General features: G+C 52.0%; 14 protein-coding genes and 1 pseudogene. 9 read left to right on the forward strand and 6 right to left on the reverse strand.

All coding sequences use genetic code 11. From position 1 onward, the window contains the following. Window positions 1–53: 53 nt before the first annotated feature. Entirely contained in the window at window positions 54–2282 is a 2229-nt protein-coding gene (bglX, locus tag F6R97_RS23675; protein ID WP_409999808.1) for a beta-glucosidase BglX, read from the forward strand. A gap of 154 nt (window positions 2283–2436) precedes the next feature. Here bglX and F6R97_RS23680 read toward each other — a convergent pair whose 3' ends face one another. Beyond that, window positions 2437–3204, reverse strand: coding sequence for a helix-turn-helix transcriptional regulator (locus F6R97_RS23680; protein WP_315867173.1), 768 nt, complete (start codon window positions 3202–3204; stop codon window positions 2437–2439). 112 nt (window positions 3205–3316) lie between these two features. Between F6R97_RS23680 and F6R97_RS23685 the strand changes: the two genes are divergently transcribed. The 4 genes from F6R97_RS23685 (at window position 3317) to F6R97_RS23700 (ending at window position 8063) form a co-directional block, all read left to right on the forward strand. Further along, window positions 3317–4135: a sulfite exporter TauE/SafE family protein gene (locus F6R97_RS23685; protein ID WP_315867174.1), complete on the forward strand. Its 819-nt coding sequence runs from the start codon at window positions 3317–3319 to the stop codon at window positions 4133–4135. Between the two features lie 132 nt (window positions 4136–4267). Beyond that, window positions 4268–5428 (forward strand): ATP-binding protein, encoded by a 1161-nt coding sequence (locus tag F6R97_RS23690; protein ID WP_315867175.1) that lies wholly within the window; start codon window positions 4268–4270, stop codon window positions 5426–5428. 177 nt (window positions 5429–5605) lie between these two features. Continuing rightward, on the forward strand, window positions 5606–6790 hold the full coding sequence (locus tag F6R97_RS23695) for a hypothetical protein (protein WP_315867176.1): 1185 nt from the start codon (window positions 5606–5608) through the stop codon (window positions 6788–6790). Window positions 6791–6890: 100 nt separating this feature from the next. Then, the gene (locus F6R97_RS23700; protein WP_315867177.1) at window positions 6891–8063 is read left to right on the forward strand and encodes a hypothetical protein; all 1173 of its coding nucleotides are present in this window, start codon (window positions 6891–6893) and stop codon (window positions 8061–8063) included. A gap of 7 nt (window positions 8064–8070) precedes the next feature. Here the strand turns inward: F6R97_RS23700 and F6R97_RS23705 are convergent, their stop codons facing one another. Next, entirely contained in the window at window positions 8071–9060 is a 990-nt protein-coding gene (locus F6R97_RS23705) for a hypothetical protein (RefSeq protein WP_315867178.1), read from the reverse strand. 184 nt (window positions 9061–9244) lie between these two features. Between F6R97_RS23705 and F6R97_RS23710 the strand changes: the two genes are divergently transcribed. Next, window positions 9245–10336 (forward strand): HNH endonuclease signature motif containing protein, encoded by a 1092-nt coding sequence (locus F6R97_RS23710; RefSeq protein ID WP_315867179.1) that lies wholly within the window; start codon window positions 9245–9247, stop codon window positions 10334–10336. A 138-nt stretch (window positions 10337–10474) separates the two neighbouring features. Here the strand turns inward: F6R97_RS23710 and F6R97_RS23715 are convergent, their stop codons facing one another. Beyond that, window positions 10475–11008, reverse strand: coding sequence for a Bro-N domain-containing protein (locus tag F6R97_RS23715; protein WP_315867180.1), 534 nt, complete (start codon window positions 11006–11008; stop codon window positions 10475–10477). A 627-nt stretch (window positions 11009–11635) separates the two neighbouring features. Here F6R97_RS23715 and F6R97_RS23720 point away from each other — a divergent pair. Continuing rightward, window positions 11636–12499 carry a DUF1837 domain-containing protein gene (locus F6R97_RS23720; protein WP_315867181.1) on the forward strand — a complete coding sequence of 288 codons (864 nt, stop codon included), beginning with the start codon at window positions 11636–11638 and terminating at the stop codon, window positions 12497–12499. Further along, a complete protein-coding gene (locus F6R97_RS23725) occupies window positions 12496–14688 on the forward strand; it encodes a helicase-related protein (RefSeq protein ID WP_315867182.1) in 2193 nt (730 codons plus the stop codon). The genes F6R97_RS23720 and F6R97_RS23725 overlap by 4 nt, the downstream gene beginning before the upstream one ends. A 65-nt stretch (window positions 14689–14753) precedes the next feature. Here the strand turns inward: F6R97_RS23725 and F6R97_RS23730 are convergent, their stop codons facing one another. Next, window positions 14754–16004 (reverse strand): ribonucleotide-diphosphate reductase subunit beta, encoded by a 1251-nt coding sequence (locus F6R97_RS23730; protein ID WP_007905373.1) that lies wholly within the window; start codon window positions 16002–16004, stop codon window positions 14754–14756. 165 nt (window positions 16005–16169) lie between these two features. Here F6R97_RS23730 and F6R97_RS23735 point away from each other — a divergent pair, with 165 nt between their 5' ends. Further along, window positions 16170–16604, forward strand: coding sequence for a hypothetical protein (locus F6R97_RS23735; RefSeq protein ID WP_315867183.1), 435 nt, complete (start codon window positions 16170–16172; stop codon window positions 16602–16604). Between the two features lie 60 nt (window positions 16605–16664). Here the strand turns inward: F6R97_RS23735 and F6R97_RS23740 are convergent. After that, window positions 16665–16856: pseudogene (locus F6R97_RS23740) on the reverse strand (hypothetical protein); the annotation flags it as partial. 237 nt (window positions 16857–17093) lie between these two features. After that, on the reverse strand, window positions 17094–17357 hold the full coding sequence (locus F6R97_RS23745; RefSeq protein ID WP_038979415.1) for a DUF2790 domain-containing protein: 264 nt from the start codon (window positions 17355–17357) through the stop codon (window positions 17094–17096). Window positions 17358–17421 lie beyond the last annotated feature (64 nt).

A 17421-nucleotide genomic window follows, 5' to 3' on the forward strand; every position in this document is an offset into this window, starting at 1 on the left:
TACGTCTGCTATGTGCCCTGATTGGTTTTACAAGTCTGCCCGTCGTGGCTGATATGGCATCGTTGAGCAAAGAGGCCTTTGTCAGCAACCTGATAAATCAGATGACTCTGGAGGAAAAAATCGGCCAACTGCGGCTGATCGCTATTGATGAAAAGATGACGCCCGAAAAGATACGCGAAGAGATCGCCGCCGGGCGAATCGGTGGTACCTACGGCTCAGTGAGCCGCTACGTAAATCGACCCATGCAGGACGCGGCTCAACAAAGCCGCCTGAAAATACCGATGTTTTTCGGCTGGGACGTGATACACGGCCATCGAACCATTTTCCCCATTGGCCTGGCGTTGGCATCCAGCTGGGATATTGGCGCTATCGAGTTAAGCGGTCGGATAGCGGCAAAAGAAGCCAGTGCGGACGGTATCGATATGACCTTCGCCCCGATGATAGATATCGCCCGGGATCCTCGTTGGGGGCGCACCTCCGAAGGTTTCGGCGAAGACACCTATCTGGTTTCGCGCATTGCCAAAGCGATGGTTCAGGCCTACCAGGGCGCAAGCCCGAACGCACCCGACAGCATCATGGCCAGCGCCAAACACTTCGCGTTGTATGGGGCTGTCGAGGGTGGGCGCGACTACAACAGCGTCGACATGGGCCTGGCCAGAATGCACCAGGATTACCTGCCACCTTATCGTTCGGCCATTGAGGGTGGCGCGGGGGCGATGATGGTGGCGCTCAACTCGATAAATGGCGTACCAGCCGCTTCCAATGCCTGGTTGATGCAAGACCTGCTGCGCAAAGCATGGGGCTTCAAGGGGCTGGTCATCAGCGACCATAACGGGATCAACGATCTGGTTCAGCATGGTGTTGCGAAGAATCACCGCGAAGCGGCCAGGCTCGCGATCAAGGCCGGCGTTGATATGAGCATGAACGACTTCTCCTATGGTCCGGAGCTACCCGGGCTGCTTGAGTCTGGCGCTGTTTCCCAGAGCAATATCGATAACGCGGTACGGGAAGTGCTGGGGGCCAAGTACGACATGGGCCTGTTCGAAGACCCTTACCGGCGCATCGGCGTTGCCAGTGAAGACCCCGCTGACAACAATGCCGAATACCGTCTGCACAGAGCCCAGGCCCGTGAGGTGGCACGCAAGACATTGGTGCTGCTGAAGAATGAAAACGGTCTTTTGCCGCTCAAAAAAGAGGGCGTGATTGCGCTCATAGGTCCGTTGGCAAAAAGTACCGTCGACATCATGGGCAGTTGGTCCGCAAGCGGCGTGCCCGCGCAATCGGTAACGATCTACGACGGCCTGAAAAGCGCGATGACCCAGGGCTCGCTGATCTATGCCCGGGGCGCCAATCTCGAGGAGGATCAGGAGGTTGTTAAATACCTGGAGTACCAGGGCGTGTCCGAAATCGCGAACGACCCTCGTCCGGCTGCAGAAATGATTGACGAAGCGGTCAAGGCTGCACAGCAAGCCGATGTCGTGATTGCGGTGGTGGGCGAGCCCCGCAGTATGTCTCATGAGGCCGCCAGTCGAACCAGCCTCGATCTGCCTGGGCGCCAGAGTGAATTGATCACCGCCCTGAAAGCCACCGGCAAACCGTTGGTACTGGTATTGATGAACGGCCGACCACTGTCCATCGGCAAGGAGCAGAAACAGGCCGATGCGATTCTGGAAACCTGGTACAGCGGCTCCGAGGGAGGCAACGCCGTTGCCGATGTGTTGTTCGGGGACTACAACCCGTCCGGCAAGTTACCCATCACCTTTCCACGCTCCGTGGGGCAGATCCCGAATTACTACAGCCACTTGAACACCGGTCGCCCCTACATAGCGGGTGCGCTTCGCAACTACACGTCGCAATATTTCGATCAATCCCACGGTCCGCTTTATCCCTTCGGCTATGGGCTGAGTTATACCGATTTCAGCCTGACCGACATGGCCCTGTCTTCGACCACACTGAGCAAGACCGACAACCTCGTCGCTAGCGTGATAGTGAAAAATACCGGCCAGCGCGACGGCGAAACGGTGGTTCAGCTGTATATCCGCGATGTCGTTGGTTCCGTCAGCCGCCCGGTCAAAGAACTGAAGAACTTTCAAAAAATCATGCTCAAGGCCGGAGAGGAAAAAGCGGTCCATTTCAGCATTAACGAGAACGACTTGAAGTTCTTCAACGCCCAGTTGGAACACGTCGCCGAGCCGGGCGAGTTCCGGGTGCAAATCGGTCTGGATTCCCAGGATGTGAAGGAGCAGAGTTTTGAGTTGCTGTCAGAACAAGGCAGTGGCTAAGACCGATCAGTAAAGAAAATGAAGTGCCAAACGCAGAACCTGTGGGAGCGTGGCTTGCCCGCGAAGAATGCACCGCGGTTTTTCAGGTATTACGCGTCATCGTTCTTCGCGGGCAAGCCACGCTCCCACAGGTTCTGCGTTTGCCGCGAGCTCGCTATTTCGCCCCATCCAACCAAACGGACGGTGCCTGCCCCAGCACCCGACGAAACATGGTCGAGAACGCCGCCGGGCTGTCATAGCCAAAATCCAGCGCAATCCGCGTCACCGGCGTGCCCACCGCCAGCCGCGCCAAAGCCAGCACCACACAAGCCCGCTGCCGCCATTGGCTGAAACTCAGGCCAGTCTGTTGGCGGAACAAACGATTGAAAGTACGCAAACTGATATGCAACTGATCAGCCCATTGCTGCGGCGCTTGATGAGCGTTCGGATGCTGGAGAAACATCTGACACAACCCAAGCAGCCGCGAATCCATAGGCAACGGAATGTGCAACGGCAAATGAGCGCTACGGGCCAGTTCATGCAGCAGCAAGTCGATCAGCGCACCATCGCGCCCGGCCTCGTCGTACTCCTGCGCAACCTCCACCGCCTCCATCAGCAAATGCCGCATCAACGGCGAAACACTGAGCACCTGGCAGCGATTGCCCAAATCAACCGCCCCCGGTTCGATGTACAAGCTGCGAGTACTCACCCCCAGCATCAACACCTCATGCGCCACCCCCGGCGGAATCCACACCGCCCGCTGCGGCGGCACCACCCAATTGCCGTCGTGCGTACTCACCTGCATCACCCCGGTGGCGCCGTACAACAACTGCGCCCGCCGATGGGTATGGCGCGGCAACAGACGACCGTCGGGGTAATCCGTGCCGATAGCCACCACCGGCCGTGGCGTGTCGTCCAGCAGATCAATCGAAACATTGCGCATTGAGCGGCATCCAGCGGTTGGCGTAAACGCAAACATTATTGGCTGACTTGCTGAAGTAGGCCAAGCCCCATCGCTCTATCGTCGGCCACTCTCAACCAACGGACGACGCGCAATGTTCTTCTACCTCTTGCTGGCACTTTTCGGCTGCATGACCGGCGTCACTGCCGTGCTGTTCGGCTTCGGCGGCGGATTCGTCGTCGTGCCCTTGCTGTACCGCATGCTCACGGCCAGCCACGGCGCCGACGATCCCATCAGCCAATCGGCGATGCACATCGCCGTGGCCACCTCGACCTGCGTGATGATCGTCAACGCCCTGATAGCCACCGCAAAACATCACCGCGCCGGTAATCTCATTCGCCATTACGTGTGGCCGTTAGGCGGGTTCATCGGCCTGGGCGCTATCGTCGGAGCTATTGCAGCGATGTGGACGAGTGGCGAGTTGATTCGCTATGCCTTCATCGCCTACCTCGGCGTGACGATTCTGGACTGCCTGTTCCGACGCGGTTTTCTCACACAGTCCGACGCTGTAATCCCACGGCAATTGGGCAGGGCAGAAGTGTCGGGCGGCGGTGTAGGCATCGGCACCATCGCCACGTTTCTCGGCGTGGGCGGCAGCGTCATGACCGTGCCGTTGTTGCGGCGATGTGGGCTGAGCATGTCTCGGGCTACGTCGATGGCCAATCCGTTGAGTCTGCCGGTTGCGGTAGCTGGGACGCTGACCTACATGGCGATGGCGGGGTTTGCCGAGTTTGATTTGGGGCCGTGGTTTGTCGGTTATGTGGATGTGCTGGCGTTTGCGGTGCTGACGGCTGGGTCGCTGGTGGGGATTCGGCTGGCCACGCCGTGGATCGGGCGGATACCGGACCCAATACATGCGCGGGTTTATATTGGTTTGCTGGTTTTGGTGATGCTGAGTATGTGCGCCAAGTGAGGTTGGATCTTCGGGCTTTTCTATAATTGCTCTATAATCGCTCTATAAAGCACTATAAACCAGGCGTGAACTATGCCGTAGCAATCCTATAATCGCTCTATAATTACCTATAGAATTTTACCAAGGCCCACTATGACGCTCGAAATCCTGTACCACCGTCCAATCCTGGCTGCGCGTCTTTCCAAGCTGATAATGCAGGTTGCGGTGGGTAGTGCTGCCAGCTCCGGGGTTTTCTTGGCAGCACCAAGGCGTACCGGGAAATCGACTTTTGCGCGAGAAGATTTGCGACCTGCCTTGGAAGCTGCGGGAGCAATCGTGTTGTATGCCGACCTCTGGAAAGACCTGACGAAAGATCCCGGTGTTGTCATCGTCGAGGCTATCCGTGAAGCAGTCGGTCGTAATGAGGGATTCATTACTCGACTGGCGAAAGCTTCCGGGATGGAAAAAGTAAATGTCGGAGGCTTGAGTTTCAGCCTGGACAAAATCGGGCTCGGCAAAGATATCGATCTGACCAGAGCACTTATTGCACTCTCCGATGAGTCGAAGCAGATGATTGTCCTGATGATCGACGAAGCTCAACACGCGATCACCACGGATGACGGTGTGGCAGCCCTTTTTGCACTCAAAGCGGCGAGGGATGAACTCAACAGCTCGAAGCATCATGGTCTTCGCATCGTGTGCACCGGATCAAATCGGGACAAACTGGCCATGCTGCGTAACAGCAAGGATCAGGCATTCTTCGGGGCATCCATGGTGCAATTTCCCACACTGGATAAAGATTTCATTGACTGGTTCTGCGCGAACCTTGACCTAGAGCATGCGCTCGATCCTTCTGAGGTATTCCAACTGTTCCAGGAAAGCGGATATCGTCCTGAACTACTGGGCGCGGCTGCCGACGAAATCCGTTTTGACCTGACCTTGAACCCGCAAGCCATCCCGACGCGTTTCGCCGTGCTTGTCCGAGCGCAAGCAGATGAACTCAATGCGAATCTCAAAAAGGTGATTCATAGCCTGACCCCCATCCAGTCCGCCGTTATTCGTGTCATGAGTGCAAAAGGCGAAAGCTACGCGCCCTTCGAAGCCCCGACTATGGAGCTATATGCCAAAGCGATGGAAAAAGCCGGCATCGATGCAAGCAATGTGAAGGTCGAAATCCCAGGTGTTCAGCAAGCACTCATAGCCCTGCAGGAGAAAAAACTGGTTTGGAAGGCTTCGCGTGGTGTCTACGCGGTCGATGAACATGTAATCGTCGACTTGCTTCGCGAAGATGGCCTGCTAGATGATTTGTCCTGAGTCGAAGCGTTGGTAGGGGCGGATGTGGCATGGGGTTGATCGATGAAACTCAAGAACTGATACAGCAGCTTGAGCAGAATTGATCGGACATTGCCATATCGATTCTCAGGCGCAGATTCGCCATACTCCGCGCCACTTTTTCGTGAGCAGACGCTTACTTCTTTCAAGGATGATTTGATGTTCAAAGGATTGTTGCGCTTCGCACCCTGCGCCACGTTATTACTCGCGTTCTGTTCGACAGCCGATGCCGAAGACAACAATCGAGTCTTCACCGGCACCTTGGGCAAGATGCCGATCGTGCTGGAACTCAACACTGGCCAGCCTGACGAAGTCACCGGCCGCTACTTCTATGAGAAGTACCATCGCGACCTGGAGCTGAGCGGTTCGCTGCAAGAAGAGACCCTGACGCTAACCGAAGGCAACAACCGCTACGGCGACGACAAACCCCTGCCTACCCTCAAGCTGCAAGAAACGGCCAACGGCTGGCAAGGCGAATGGAAAAGCCCCAAGGGCAAAATCCTGCAAATGCAGTTGACCGAGGCTAAGCTCCCGGCACCGGCGACGGACGCCTTGCCCTTCATCGCCGCGCTGCCGAAAAGCGATCCTTATGAATATCTTCGCCTGCAAGGCTTGAAGCTCAAACCGGGCAAGAAAGAGTCCTTCATGGGTTACGATCTGCAATGGTGGACGCAGCCCGAGTCCAGTCTCTCCATGTTCAGCATCGAGTCCGGCTACCCGAAAGCCGACCAGCAGCGGGTCAATCAGCAATTGTTAGCGCGGCTATGGAGCGATGTCATCAGCTATCACGGCTGTTTGCTGCAAGGTAGTGAAAATTCCGAGTTCAACCAAGGTGTCGTCCCCAAATTCCTATCGCCCGATGTGGTCAGCCTGAGCATTTCCACCAGCTACTACTGTGGCGGCGCTCACCCGGATTTTGGCAATTCGCCGATCAACCTCGACGTTCACACCGGTCATAGCCTGTCACTGGAAGACGTGCTGTGGGTTGGCAAAAGCAAGCCGCTGGTGCATGCCGATCGCGAAGGCGCGGGCGACACATCCTTGACCGAGGAAGAGAGCAACGCGCGATTCACCTATCATCGCGAGGTGTTCGTACCGTGGCTGATCAAGCAATTCGCCGCGCTGTACCCCGACGAAATGCAGAAGCCGACGGACGAGGACAGTTGCGACTACACCGACGAAAGCGTTTGGGGTTATTCCAACTGGCACTTCACCGCCAAAGGCCTGTACCTGGGACCGTACTTCGCCCGCGTGCAACGCAATTGTGATGATCCGGGCTGGTCAGTGTTGCCATACGCGGTGGTCAAGCAACATCCCGGCGGCGTGGCGCTGCAATTGCCCTGAAGCTGGGTTACGCAAGTATTGCGGACTGGGTGCGTATGACTTTCAAGCTGCACCCGGTCATCCCCCACGATCACGCGCTCGTTTATACCAGGATGATTTGATGTTTAAAGGATTGTTTCGTCTGGCCGGCATTGTCGTGCTGGCGTGTTCAACTTTTTCTACCGCGCTGTGGGCTGAAAACGGAACTCTGGTTTACACCGGAACCGTGGGCAAATCGCCCATTGTTCTGGAAGTGAGCGCCGACGGTAGTGAGGGGCGCTACTTCTACCAAAAGTACCGCAGTGATCTAGTACTCAGCGGACAAAAAGAAGGCGATACCCTGATACTTGACGAGGGTAGCCAGTCTGACAATGAGGGTAAAAGTCTCCCGCAAATTCGCTTGCAACCCAACCCCGATGGTTGGTCCGGCGAATGGACCAGCCCACAAGGCAAAGTCCTCAAGGTCGAGTTGCAGCAAGCCAAGCTCCCGCCGGTGTCCGCCGAAACGTTACCCTATCTCGTCAGGCTCCATGACAAGGCGCCGTACGAATACCTACGTCTGCAAGGCCTGAAACTCAAACAAGGACGGACCGAAACGTTCATGGGGTACACGCTGCAATGGTGGGGTGAGCCACAGACAAAAATGGAAGGGTTTGAAGTGGTTTCGGGGTATACCGCAGAAACGCGCCAGCGTCTAAATCAGCGCTTGATGGCGCGGTTGTGGCAAGGCGTGGTGGGGCATTTCGGGTGCTACGTCGATGGCAAACAGGGCTACTACAGTCAGGGGATTCAGCCGTTGTGGATGACGTCTTCCGTCATGAGCGCAACTATCTCATTCGACTACTACTGCGGTGGTGCGTACCCGGATCAGTACAATGAGGCACTCAATTTCAATACCCGTACCGGGCAAGTCCTGACGCTTGATGACGTGCTGTGGGTGGGGCAGGGCAAGCCACTGCATTTCGAGCAAACCTACGACTACGATGAACCTTCATCCGAGTCATCCGATGCCTATTTCGACTACCGCTCCAAGGAGCTGGCGCCTTGGCTGGTGGCGCAACTGCTTAAGCTCTATCCCAAGGAAATGACGACAACGCCTGAAGGGGAGAACGAATGCGGCTACAACGACGACTACCCTTGGCGCTATCCGGACTGGTACTTCACCGAAAAAGGTATCAAGTTAGAGCCGTCCTTCCCTCACGTAGCTGCCGTGTGCCGAAACATTGGCTGGGGGGTCTTGCCTTACAACCTCATAAAACAACACCCCGGCGGCGTAGCGCTGCAACTGCCCTGAGACGAATTTACTTGTCTGCCAACCCCGGCGCTTCACGAATAATGAAGTGATCCAGATTCTCAATATTGGCACTGAACACCCCGAACGTCTGCTCGGGGTTTTTCTTGCTCGGCACCTGCTTCAACTCCGGCGTCACCCCATAAAAGAAGCAATACAACTCCGCTTCACTGTCGACGGCATGCTTGATCTCTTCCAGAAACGCTTTGCGCTTGCGATAGTTGTCGATCAGCTTCTTGCTCAGGTAAACGTTCACCGAATGAGGTTTCTTCTTCGTCTCATCCGGCTGTTTGAACCAGACCTTCTGTTCGAAATCGATGCGAAAGCTCTGGGTGTAATCCTTGATCTCCTTGATCTTGCCCCAGTAAATCAGCCCCTTGTTGTCCTGCAGGTATTCGATCTTCTTGAAGAACGACCCATAAGGCGCCGAGTGTTCGCCAATCTTCAGCGGCATGCGCTTGAGCAGATCCTTGTCCTCGAAGTTCGACACAAAACACTCCACCGGATGGGCGAAGACACTGGTCTTGTCCGGCGCCGACTCCCGGCTTGGTTGCTCAACGTTACTGGCCGCTGAAGTAGGTGTCGGGGCATCGCGCATAACATCCGCCGCCACCGCCGGGCTCACAGGCTTACGCACATACTCACGCCGAGTCAGCAACAACTCCGACGGGAAATGCTCCTCTCGACTGTCATCCGATTCCGCACCGTCCGCCTCCAGACCCGACGCCGGCGTCTTCAGACTGACATAAGGACAACCCTCGACATGCCGCGTGCTGGGGATGTTCTTGAAGTGCGGCGTGCGCACGTAATTCACGTTCTTGGCGTTGAACGTCCCCAACACGTTGGCCGCATCAAACGCCAAACGGCACGCATCGTTGGGGCACTGGAAGTGCTCCTTGGCGGAATCGAACTCCATCGTCTCGTCGAAATTCAAATCGCGCACGTCATAGATCGACAGCTTGTCGTCGAGGCTGAGGCAGTAGGCGAGGTCGAATTTCATGGCAGGCTCGGGTCCGTGAGAGGTGGGAACGTATTAATAGCGGGTAGTGAGTTAAGGCGCACGCCCTATTGAGCAATAGCGCTTAGAAATAATGGCTCTTCGCCCTGTTACGTATTGAAACCCTTTGGTACTTTGGCGGTGGTAGGAATTTTCCTACAGCAATTGTCGATAAAGGGCAGCACTCGTGGCGATCAAATCGGTTTCGAAGGAACGAATAGACAAAGCAATGCTGGAGTTTGATCGTAAATTTCGGAGTAAGCGCGAGTGGCAGGGCTGGGAAAATAACTTAGCTCACCGTTACGCCGTTCACGCGGGCGGTGAACTGTATCCGGCGAAGAAAATCGTCTCTCTGGCTACCGGCATTGCCGTAGGCGAATTCTCCGGTGGGCACCCGACCAACAGTTACCTAGAGAAGCGAGGCTTCACTATTGTGGAGTTACCGCGTGGGGACGGCGAGCCGGTGTTGCAGTTCACGCCGGGAGCTGTTTACGACCGAAAAACTGAGATCAACGGACCGTTCGGTGGAAGCCTGCAAAGCGGCATTGCAGCGTCTGCTACCTACCCTGTGATTTTTTTGTTCACGGGCGATAGCGGTGAGCAATACGGGTATGCCGACCATTGGGAAGACGGCGCCTACTTTTATACCGGTGAAGGACAACGCGGGCCGATGACTTTGATCCGAGGCAACCGAGCCATTGCTGAGCATGCCGAGGATGGCCGAGCGCTGCACTTGTTTAAGTCCCTCGGCAAAGGTAATGGCTACGCTTACGAGGGCGAGTTTTCGTGCGCCGACATGTTTAACCGGACCCAGCCGGATGTGAGCGGCCAGGCGCGGACGGCGATTGTTTTTCGGTTAGTCCCTGTGGGTATTCCTAGTGGAATGATTGAGGCTGAAGAAGATGAGAAGTCTGACCTTCCCGACTCTCTGGCTGCTGCACGGTTGGCTGCGCTGGCTGCATGTAAGCCTGGCAGTGATGAGTTAGGGCAATCCGCTCCGCGTAAGATCTATCAGCGCAGCCGAAAGGTTTCGCACTATGTACTGATGCGCGCTCAGGGGGAATGCGAGAGCTGTAAGATGCCTGCTCCTTTTATGAAAAAGGATGGCACACCCTACTTAGAGCCACATCACGTCAACCGGCTCTCAGATGGTGGGTTAGATCATCCATGCTATGTGGGGGCTGTATGCCCAAGTTGTCATCGCGAAATTCATTCTGGAGTGCATGGGGCGTTGGTGAATGAGAGGCTGAAGCAGCGGTTGGAAGCAATTGAAGGTTGATTGAGCTTTTTTCTTTATGCTCATCACATCGCCGAGGGTTGAAAACCCTCGGGCGATACTGAGTGGCCATTACGATTGCCTACGAAAATTCCTACGGAAAAGACCGACTCATCGCTAAAGCGATCCTACAAATACGTTCTAACCCACCGAATGCTTCGAAGACTGAAACACCTCCATGACCTTCCGCCACCAAGGTTTAGCCACCGGGACCCGCCGCCGCGTGCGATTGAGCAACAGATAAGGCATATCCCGCAGCCGAATCCAGCCTTCATCCTGCCAATGCAACAGACTCAACGACATCTCTGGCCAATCCAACAAACTCAACATCGGCCGATCCGCGTTTTTCGACTGCTTAGCATCGCGCAAGGCCGGCACCACCTGATGAGTCAACCACTCACGCAACAACCGATTCCCCGGTGCGTAGTGATACACCAGCAACGCATACACACCGGATTCGCTGAGCATTAGCCGTTTCTCCGGTTGACCGTGGTACTCAATCAACAACGTATGCCGCTGATCTTCGTCCAGCTTGCTGACCACACGATCATTCAGATGAAAGCCCATTAAGCGACCCAAATCGCGGGCGCAGAACCATGGCTGGTTTTCCAGTAGAAGGGCATGGAGGTGAAGGTTGTGGCGTGTGAAGACTGTGGGGATGAAGGGATCAGACATGGCGAGCCTCCGGGGATGGAAGCGCGTAGACAATGAAGCGGCTAAAGCAGATTACCTTCGGAGAGAAGGAGAGATTTTTAGGCATATCCTTTACCTCTGTGTGATGTCAGCTTTCTTAGGGCTGGGTGCCGGGAGTTAAGAAACCCCACACAGAGGGCCGGACATATTCCCCTTTCGGGTCTTGTATTCGCCCACTCCCGGCATAACAGAGATTTTTTGAGGCGCACGGGGAAACCGTAGGCACAAAAAAGCCGCTTCTGTCGGGTGCGGTCAGTCCGCTGTGTGAGGTGTTTCTTAGGCACCAAGTAAAAGGTTAGAGGGCCAAAGGATGCGGGTCAAGAGAAAACAAAATGATGCCAAAATGCTGGCCGGTTTCCACATGCGTGTCTATCCTGAGAAAAAGGACACGTGAGTAATCGGGGTCGATGAACTAGAGACCAACGGCCGAATTCTCAAAGGATGAGTACTGATGTTTAGGTTTAATAATCACCAGCCTTCCGAAAGTTACTACGCAGCCTGCATGCCAGACTCTAAATTGCCGAGCTGGACATGCTTATATTGTCAAATATTACAATAAGACTGCGTGATTTCTTAATTGATCCGTTTGTAAGCCTGTGAGTAAGTTAAGTGAAGAAAATATATAAAAGGTTCACTAGGCTAGCATGTCGATTTGACGATGCTGAAGACTCTACCGGTTTTGATAAACATCCGTTTCATTTGGATTATGAAAATGGGGTATATCGTGAGGCCGAGTTGGTGAAGCTTATTAGAGGTGCGTTACCACACTTCGCTTTGACTCCTGATGAGTATGAAAGATTAAAAAAAGATGATGACATAGATGAGATGTATCGAACTGCTTTTAAGCGGATCTCTGAGGCGAAGAAAAATAAAAAAGGTGACTATGGAGAGCTTTTACTGTTTCTTATTCTGAAGTCGTTTTATAAGAATGAAAGATTCGTTACAAAGGTTAAGCTGAGGAGTTCGACCAAAGAGCAAATTAAAGGTTTCGACTGTGCACATTTTGTAGCTGCTGATGATGGAAGTATAGAGATATGGTTGGGGGAGGTTAAGTTTTATAAGTCTTTTTCAGGTGCCGTTTCTGATGTGTTGGATGAGATTCAAATGCATATTGATGGTGCATATCTGAAGGCGGAGTTTTCGATATTAGCTCCGAATATTGAATACAATAAAGATGTCGTTGTGCCTGATCAGTTGGTTGAGTTTTTGGATGGAAGTATTTCCCTTGATAAGGCGAAGATCGTAATACCTGCTCTAGTAACCTACGATTGCATTGATATAGTAAAGCATAAGCAGTGCGGGGATGAATTTGCATTAGCCTTTAAGAAGCATTTTGAAGATAGATTTAAAACTATTAATAAAAGAGCTCTTGATGTGCCTGATAATATTAAGATATTTTTTATACTGCTTCCCTTGCAAGACGTTACTAAAATTAAGGATAGCCTTGAAAAAATGGAGGAGCTATACCGATGAATATTACGGATGTTCTTGCAGGTAGAGCCTTTGCGCGTCTTTCAGGAGTCAATGCACAAGATTTTTTTGAAGCTGATAAGAATGGCGAGGAGATTAAAGGTTTTTTAGAGGATACGTATAAACTTCTTCAAACTAAAGAATATTATTCCGAAGGATTGCGCAATCTATGTCACGCATGTGAAAACGTTCCCAAAGATCCATTTTTGGTGGAGTTGCTTAAGCAGTGTATTGGTTCTTCTCGAGTATTTCTGTATGAAGAGATGTTGAGGGAGAGAGGTGTTGAATTTCAGGAGGAGAATGGTTTGTTTGAGGTTTCTCAACGCTCTTTTTATTCTCTTGATAGTGAAATTCTTTTAACGAAAGAGCAAAAGGATTTATACGATACATTTAAGGAGAAGCGACGGCTTGTGGTAAGCGCTCCTACTTCTTTCGGCAAGTCAAGAATAGTGCGGGAAATTATTTCTCATAATTCTTATGAAAGTGTAATGATGGTGGTTCCTACGAATGCTCTTTTGAGCGAAACTTATTTCGCTTTTAAGCAGGACGAGAATTTGAAGAGATACAATCTCATATACTCTACTCATTCGGAGCCATCATCTGAACCTACAATATATATATTTACACCAGAAAAATTTGATGTTTATACGGATGAGCATCAAGTAAGTTTTGATTTTTTTATTTTTGATGAGGTGTATAAGGTTGATAGCTCTGACAATAGGTCTTCCGTGTTTGCTAGTTGTCTGTATAAGGCATATAAGGAGCGGTGCGATTATTACTTAATTGGGCCTTACTTTAAAAGCTTTAGTAAGGAGTTTTTACGAAGAACGAAGGGCCATTTCGAAAAATACAATACTGATATCGTGCAAAAAAAGGTAATAAATTATCTTTCTGATAAGTCGGTGAGTATAGATGGGGCTGAATTAAAGTCGTTGAAGGGGAAAGAACCTCGCTTAATGCAGATTTTGCAATCGGTAAGCGGACAATCAATTGTTTACGTTGGGAGGAAAGATTCAGCTGAGACTAGAGCTCATTATATTGCTGGGAAAAGGTCTGAAGATGTTAAGAGTGAAGTGCTTGATGAATTGATTGAATATATCAAGCGTCATATATCGGAGGAATGGCGGTTACTGAGCTGTCTAAGCAAAGGAGTTGCGTTCCATCACGCCGGAGTTCCTAAGTATATTCAAAGTGAAATTGTAGATCTGTTTAACGCAGGAGTGTTAGACGTTATTGTATGTACCCCTACGTTGACTGAAGGGGTAAATACTTCTGCTAAGAATGTGATTTTTTACGATACGACGAAGGCGGATATTGAACTTAGCGGGTTCGATGTTAAAAATATTGTTGGACGGTCAGGCCGTTTTGGACATCATTTTGTTGGAAGAGCAATTTTTCTGGAGGAGCATGTAGCAGTAGATGAGATAGATGAAATAAGATTTCCAATCTTCGACTATGACTTTATTTCGCCAGAGGATAATATTCAAATCTCATTGGAGGATTTGAACGGGAACGGGCAACTGCAGCGAGATGTAATTATGGAGCGGATTTTTAGTGAAAGAGTACCGCTCGATCTATTGAAAAAAAATAAATATATACCGTTTGAGAAGCAAATTTCCTTGATTCAGTATCTTAGGCGAGAGAGGTATATAGGGCGAAGTTTGGGTGGGCTACACAGTTTGCCAGATAAAGAGCAAATGTCATTGATTATGGAATTGGTTCATGATCAGTTATTTGCGGATACTGATAAGAAAGAAAGCTGGACAACTGCTAGGTTGTCTAAATTCGTTAAGTTTCAAATTTATCATAAGCCTAGTTTGAAGGTGATGATAGCTGAGTATAATGCAGTAAAAGAAGACACTAAAATTAGAAATGTATTGGAACTGATTTATAGGTATTTCGAATTTTCTCTGCCTAAGTATTTAATGGCGTTTGAGAGAATTTTTAATTTTGTTTATGGCGGTAAAATGTCTCTTGCGTTGACTATTACTCACCTACAGTACGGTAGCGATAAAATTCAAGATATACTATTGGTTGATGCGGGGGTTCCCCGCTCAATTGTTAACCGTATTTCGGATAGTTTAAGTGGCGTGAAGGATGTTAATGATATTCGAAAGAGATTTGATCAAGATCCGCGGATTCTGAGTGATTTGAGCGGGATTGAGATGCGGATGTTGGCAAAAAGGATATAGCGATTAATTTCTATACGGTCTTAATAGAAAAATGGCTGTCGTATGACAGCCATTTTTATTTTAAATCAATCCCAGCTCAATGCCCCACCAGTCTGATACTCAATAACTCTCGTCTCAAAGAAATTCTTCTCTTTCTTCAAGTCCATAATCTCGCTCATCCAAGGGAACGGGTTAGTCGTCCCTGGATACTCTTCTTTCAGCCCAATCTGCGACAGACGACGGTTAGCGATGAACTTGAGGTAATCCTCCATCATCGCCGCATTCATCCCCAAAACCCCACGAGGCATGGTGTCACGTGCGTATTCAATCTCCAGCTGAGTCCCCTGCAGAATCATCTGCGAAGCTTCTTCCTTCATTTCAGCATCCCACAGGTGCGGGTTTTCGATTTTGATCTGGTTGATCACGTCGATGCCGAAGTTCAGGTGCATGGATTCGTCGCGCAGGATGTATTGGAACTGCTCGGCGACGCCGGTCATTTTGTTGCGGCGGCCCATGGAGAGGATTTGGGTGAAGCCGCAGTAGAAGAAGATGCCTTCCAGAACGCAGTAGTAGGCGATCAGGTTGCGCAGCAATTCTTTGTCGGTTTCGACGGTGCCGGTTTCGAACTTCGGATCGGAGATCGAGCGGGTGTATTTCAGGCCCCAGGTGGCTTTTTTCGCGACCGATGGGATCTCGTGGTACATGTTGAAGATTTCGCCTTCATCCATGGCCAACGATTCGATGCAGTACTGGTAGGCGTGGGTGTGGATCGCCTCTTCGAACGCCTGGCGCAGGATGTACTGGCGGCATTCCGGGTTGGTGATCAGGCGGTACACGGCCAGGACCAGGTTGTTGGCAACCAGGGAGTCGGCGGTGGAGAAGAAGCCGAGGTTGCGCATCACGATGCGGCGCTCGTCGTCGGTCAGGCCTTCCGGGTCTTTCCAGAGGGCGATGTCGGCGGTCATGTTGACTTCTTGCGGCATCCAGTGGTTTGCGCAACCGTCCAGATACTTCTGCCAGGCCCAGTCGTACTTGAACGGTACGAGTTGGTTGAGGTCGGCGCGGCAGTTGATCATGCGCTTTTCGTCGACAGCAACGCGGGCGGAGGCGCCTTCGAGTTCGGCGAGGCCTTCGGCGACGTCGAGGGTGTCCAGGGCAGCTTTGGCACGGGCGATTGCGGCAGAGTCGGTCGCGGTAACAGCGCGAGCTTCTTGAGCGGCGACACCACCAGCGGTGTCGAGTCGGTCCATGTTGGCTTCAGTCGCGTGGCCGGCGTTGGCGCCTTTTACCACGGTCTCGCCGCTGTCTTCTTTGTCGAATTCGTCCCAGCTCAGCATGACGTGTCGTCTCCTGCGTGAGGGCCAGATTGCCCGTGTGAAAACTGATAGGTTGGTTTTTCACACAGCCGTTTCTGGCCGCGTTGGATCTAAAGGAAATCGTTTGTTGCAGCGGTACAACGCAGGCAATAAACAGAATTTTGTACGGGTGTTCTGAAGCCACTGATGGGCGCAGAAAACGTGAGTCGCTTCTGCGTGGGCTTCAGACTGGCTTTTCACCCCTGTAAGGGAATATTGCAGGCCCGTTTAAGTCCGCATTATAAGGAAATTTTCGGCCCCGTGGTGCGGCGAAATGGCACTCGGAGCGGTCGGCGAGGGGCGTTTTCAGGTTGGAGCGAGGGTTTACAGGGCTTTGGCGGAGTAAGTTTTTTTTTCGGTTGTTTTGGCTGGTTTTTGACGGTGGGAGCAAGGTGTTCGCGTGGTTATGGTCTGGTGTTGTGTTGCAAGCCAGGTGGGGCGGGGCTTTCAGGGGATGGGAGGGGTTTTTGTGGGCGGGATTGTGTGCAGTTTTTGGCTGAAAATGTTTTTGAAAAAGGTTGTTCAAAAAACAATCAAAAACGGCGTTTTTTACTACATGTAGTGGTTTTGGTCGATTTTTGACCACTCCAGACACAACTAAGCCCGACCGAAGTCGGGCTGTGATGTCGCGTTCAGTTTTCAGCTGAAACGAGCTGCACCTACATAGTCAGAACCGTCGGCTGCGACTTTGGCTGCACCTACGTGGTCAGAACCATCAGAAGCGACAGCCGCTTCAGTGAAAGTAGCCGAGCCAGTGCGGTCGTAGCCATCGGCGGCGAAGGTGTTAGCGGCCAGGACGGAAAGGGTCAGGGCGAGGATCAGTTTGGTTTTCATGGTGGTGGCTCCAGGTTTGTTGGCGTTTTGTGCCTTGGGTGTGGAATTCATCCTACGCCAACTATTTTGATTAAAAAGCGCAAATAAACGCTTAAAGCAATCTTGTTTATCGATCTATTGGGTTGGCGGTTTATCTGTCTTTAATAGGTGAGCTTTGGGGGAAAGATCAAAAGATCGCAGCCTGCGGCAGCTCCTACATGGACCGTGAACCGTGGAGTGCTGGGCTTGAGGGGCGGATCAGCCGTTAGAGCAGCCGTTACCCATGACGCTGTAGCGCAGAATGTGCCGCTGACCTTTGGAGTCGTCGTATTCCATTTTGGCCGGAACCACTTCGCAGACGTTCGGGATTTCGCTCATCGATATAACTTTGGCGATGTCCAGGTGGGTGGAGTAGGTGTATTCCTCAATGGCGGGTTGTTGCTGTGCGACATCAGTCGGGACCTCGTCCGCCATGGCGGTTGCGCACAGACTGCTGAGGGCCAGAACCAATAAAGCTTTCATTTGAAATTTACCTTTCTTAAGGTCGAATGGGGTCACGCAATCTTTTTGGGATTGCGTGTGGCGC

This window comes from Pseudomonas sp. JV414, from assembly GCF_032424305.1.
In the GTDB taxonomy this organism is placed as follows: domain Bacteria; phylum Pseudomonadota; class Gammaproteobacteria; order Pseudomonadales; family Pseudomonadaceae; genus Aquipseudomonas; species Aquipseudomonas lini.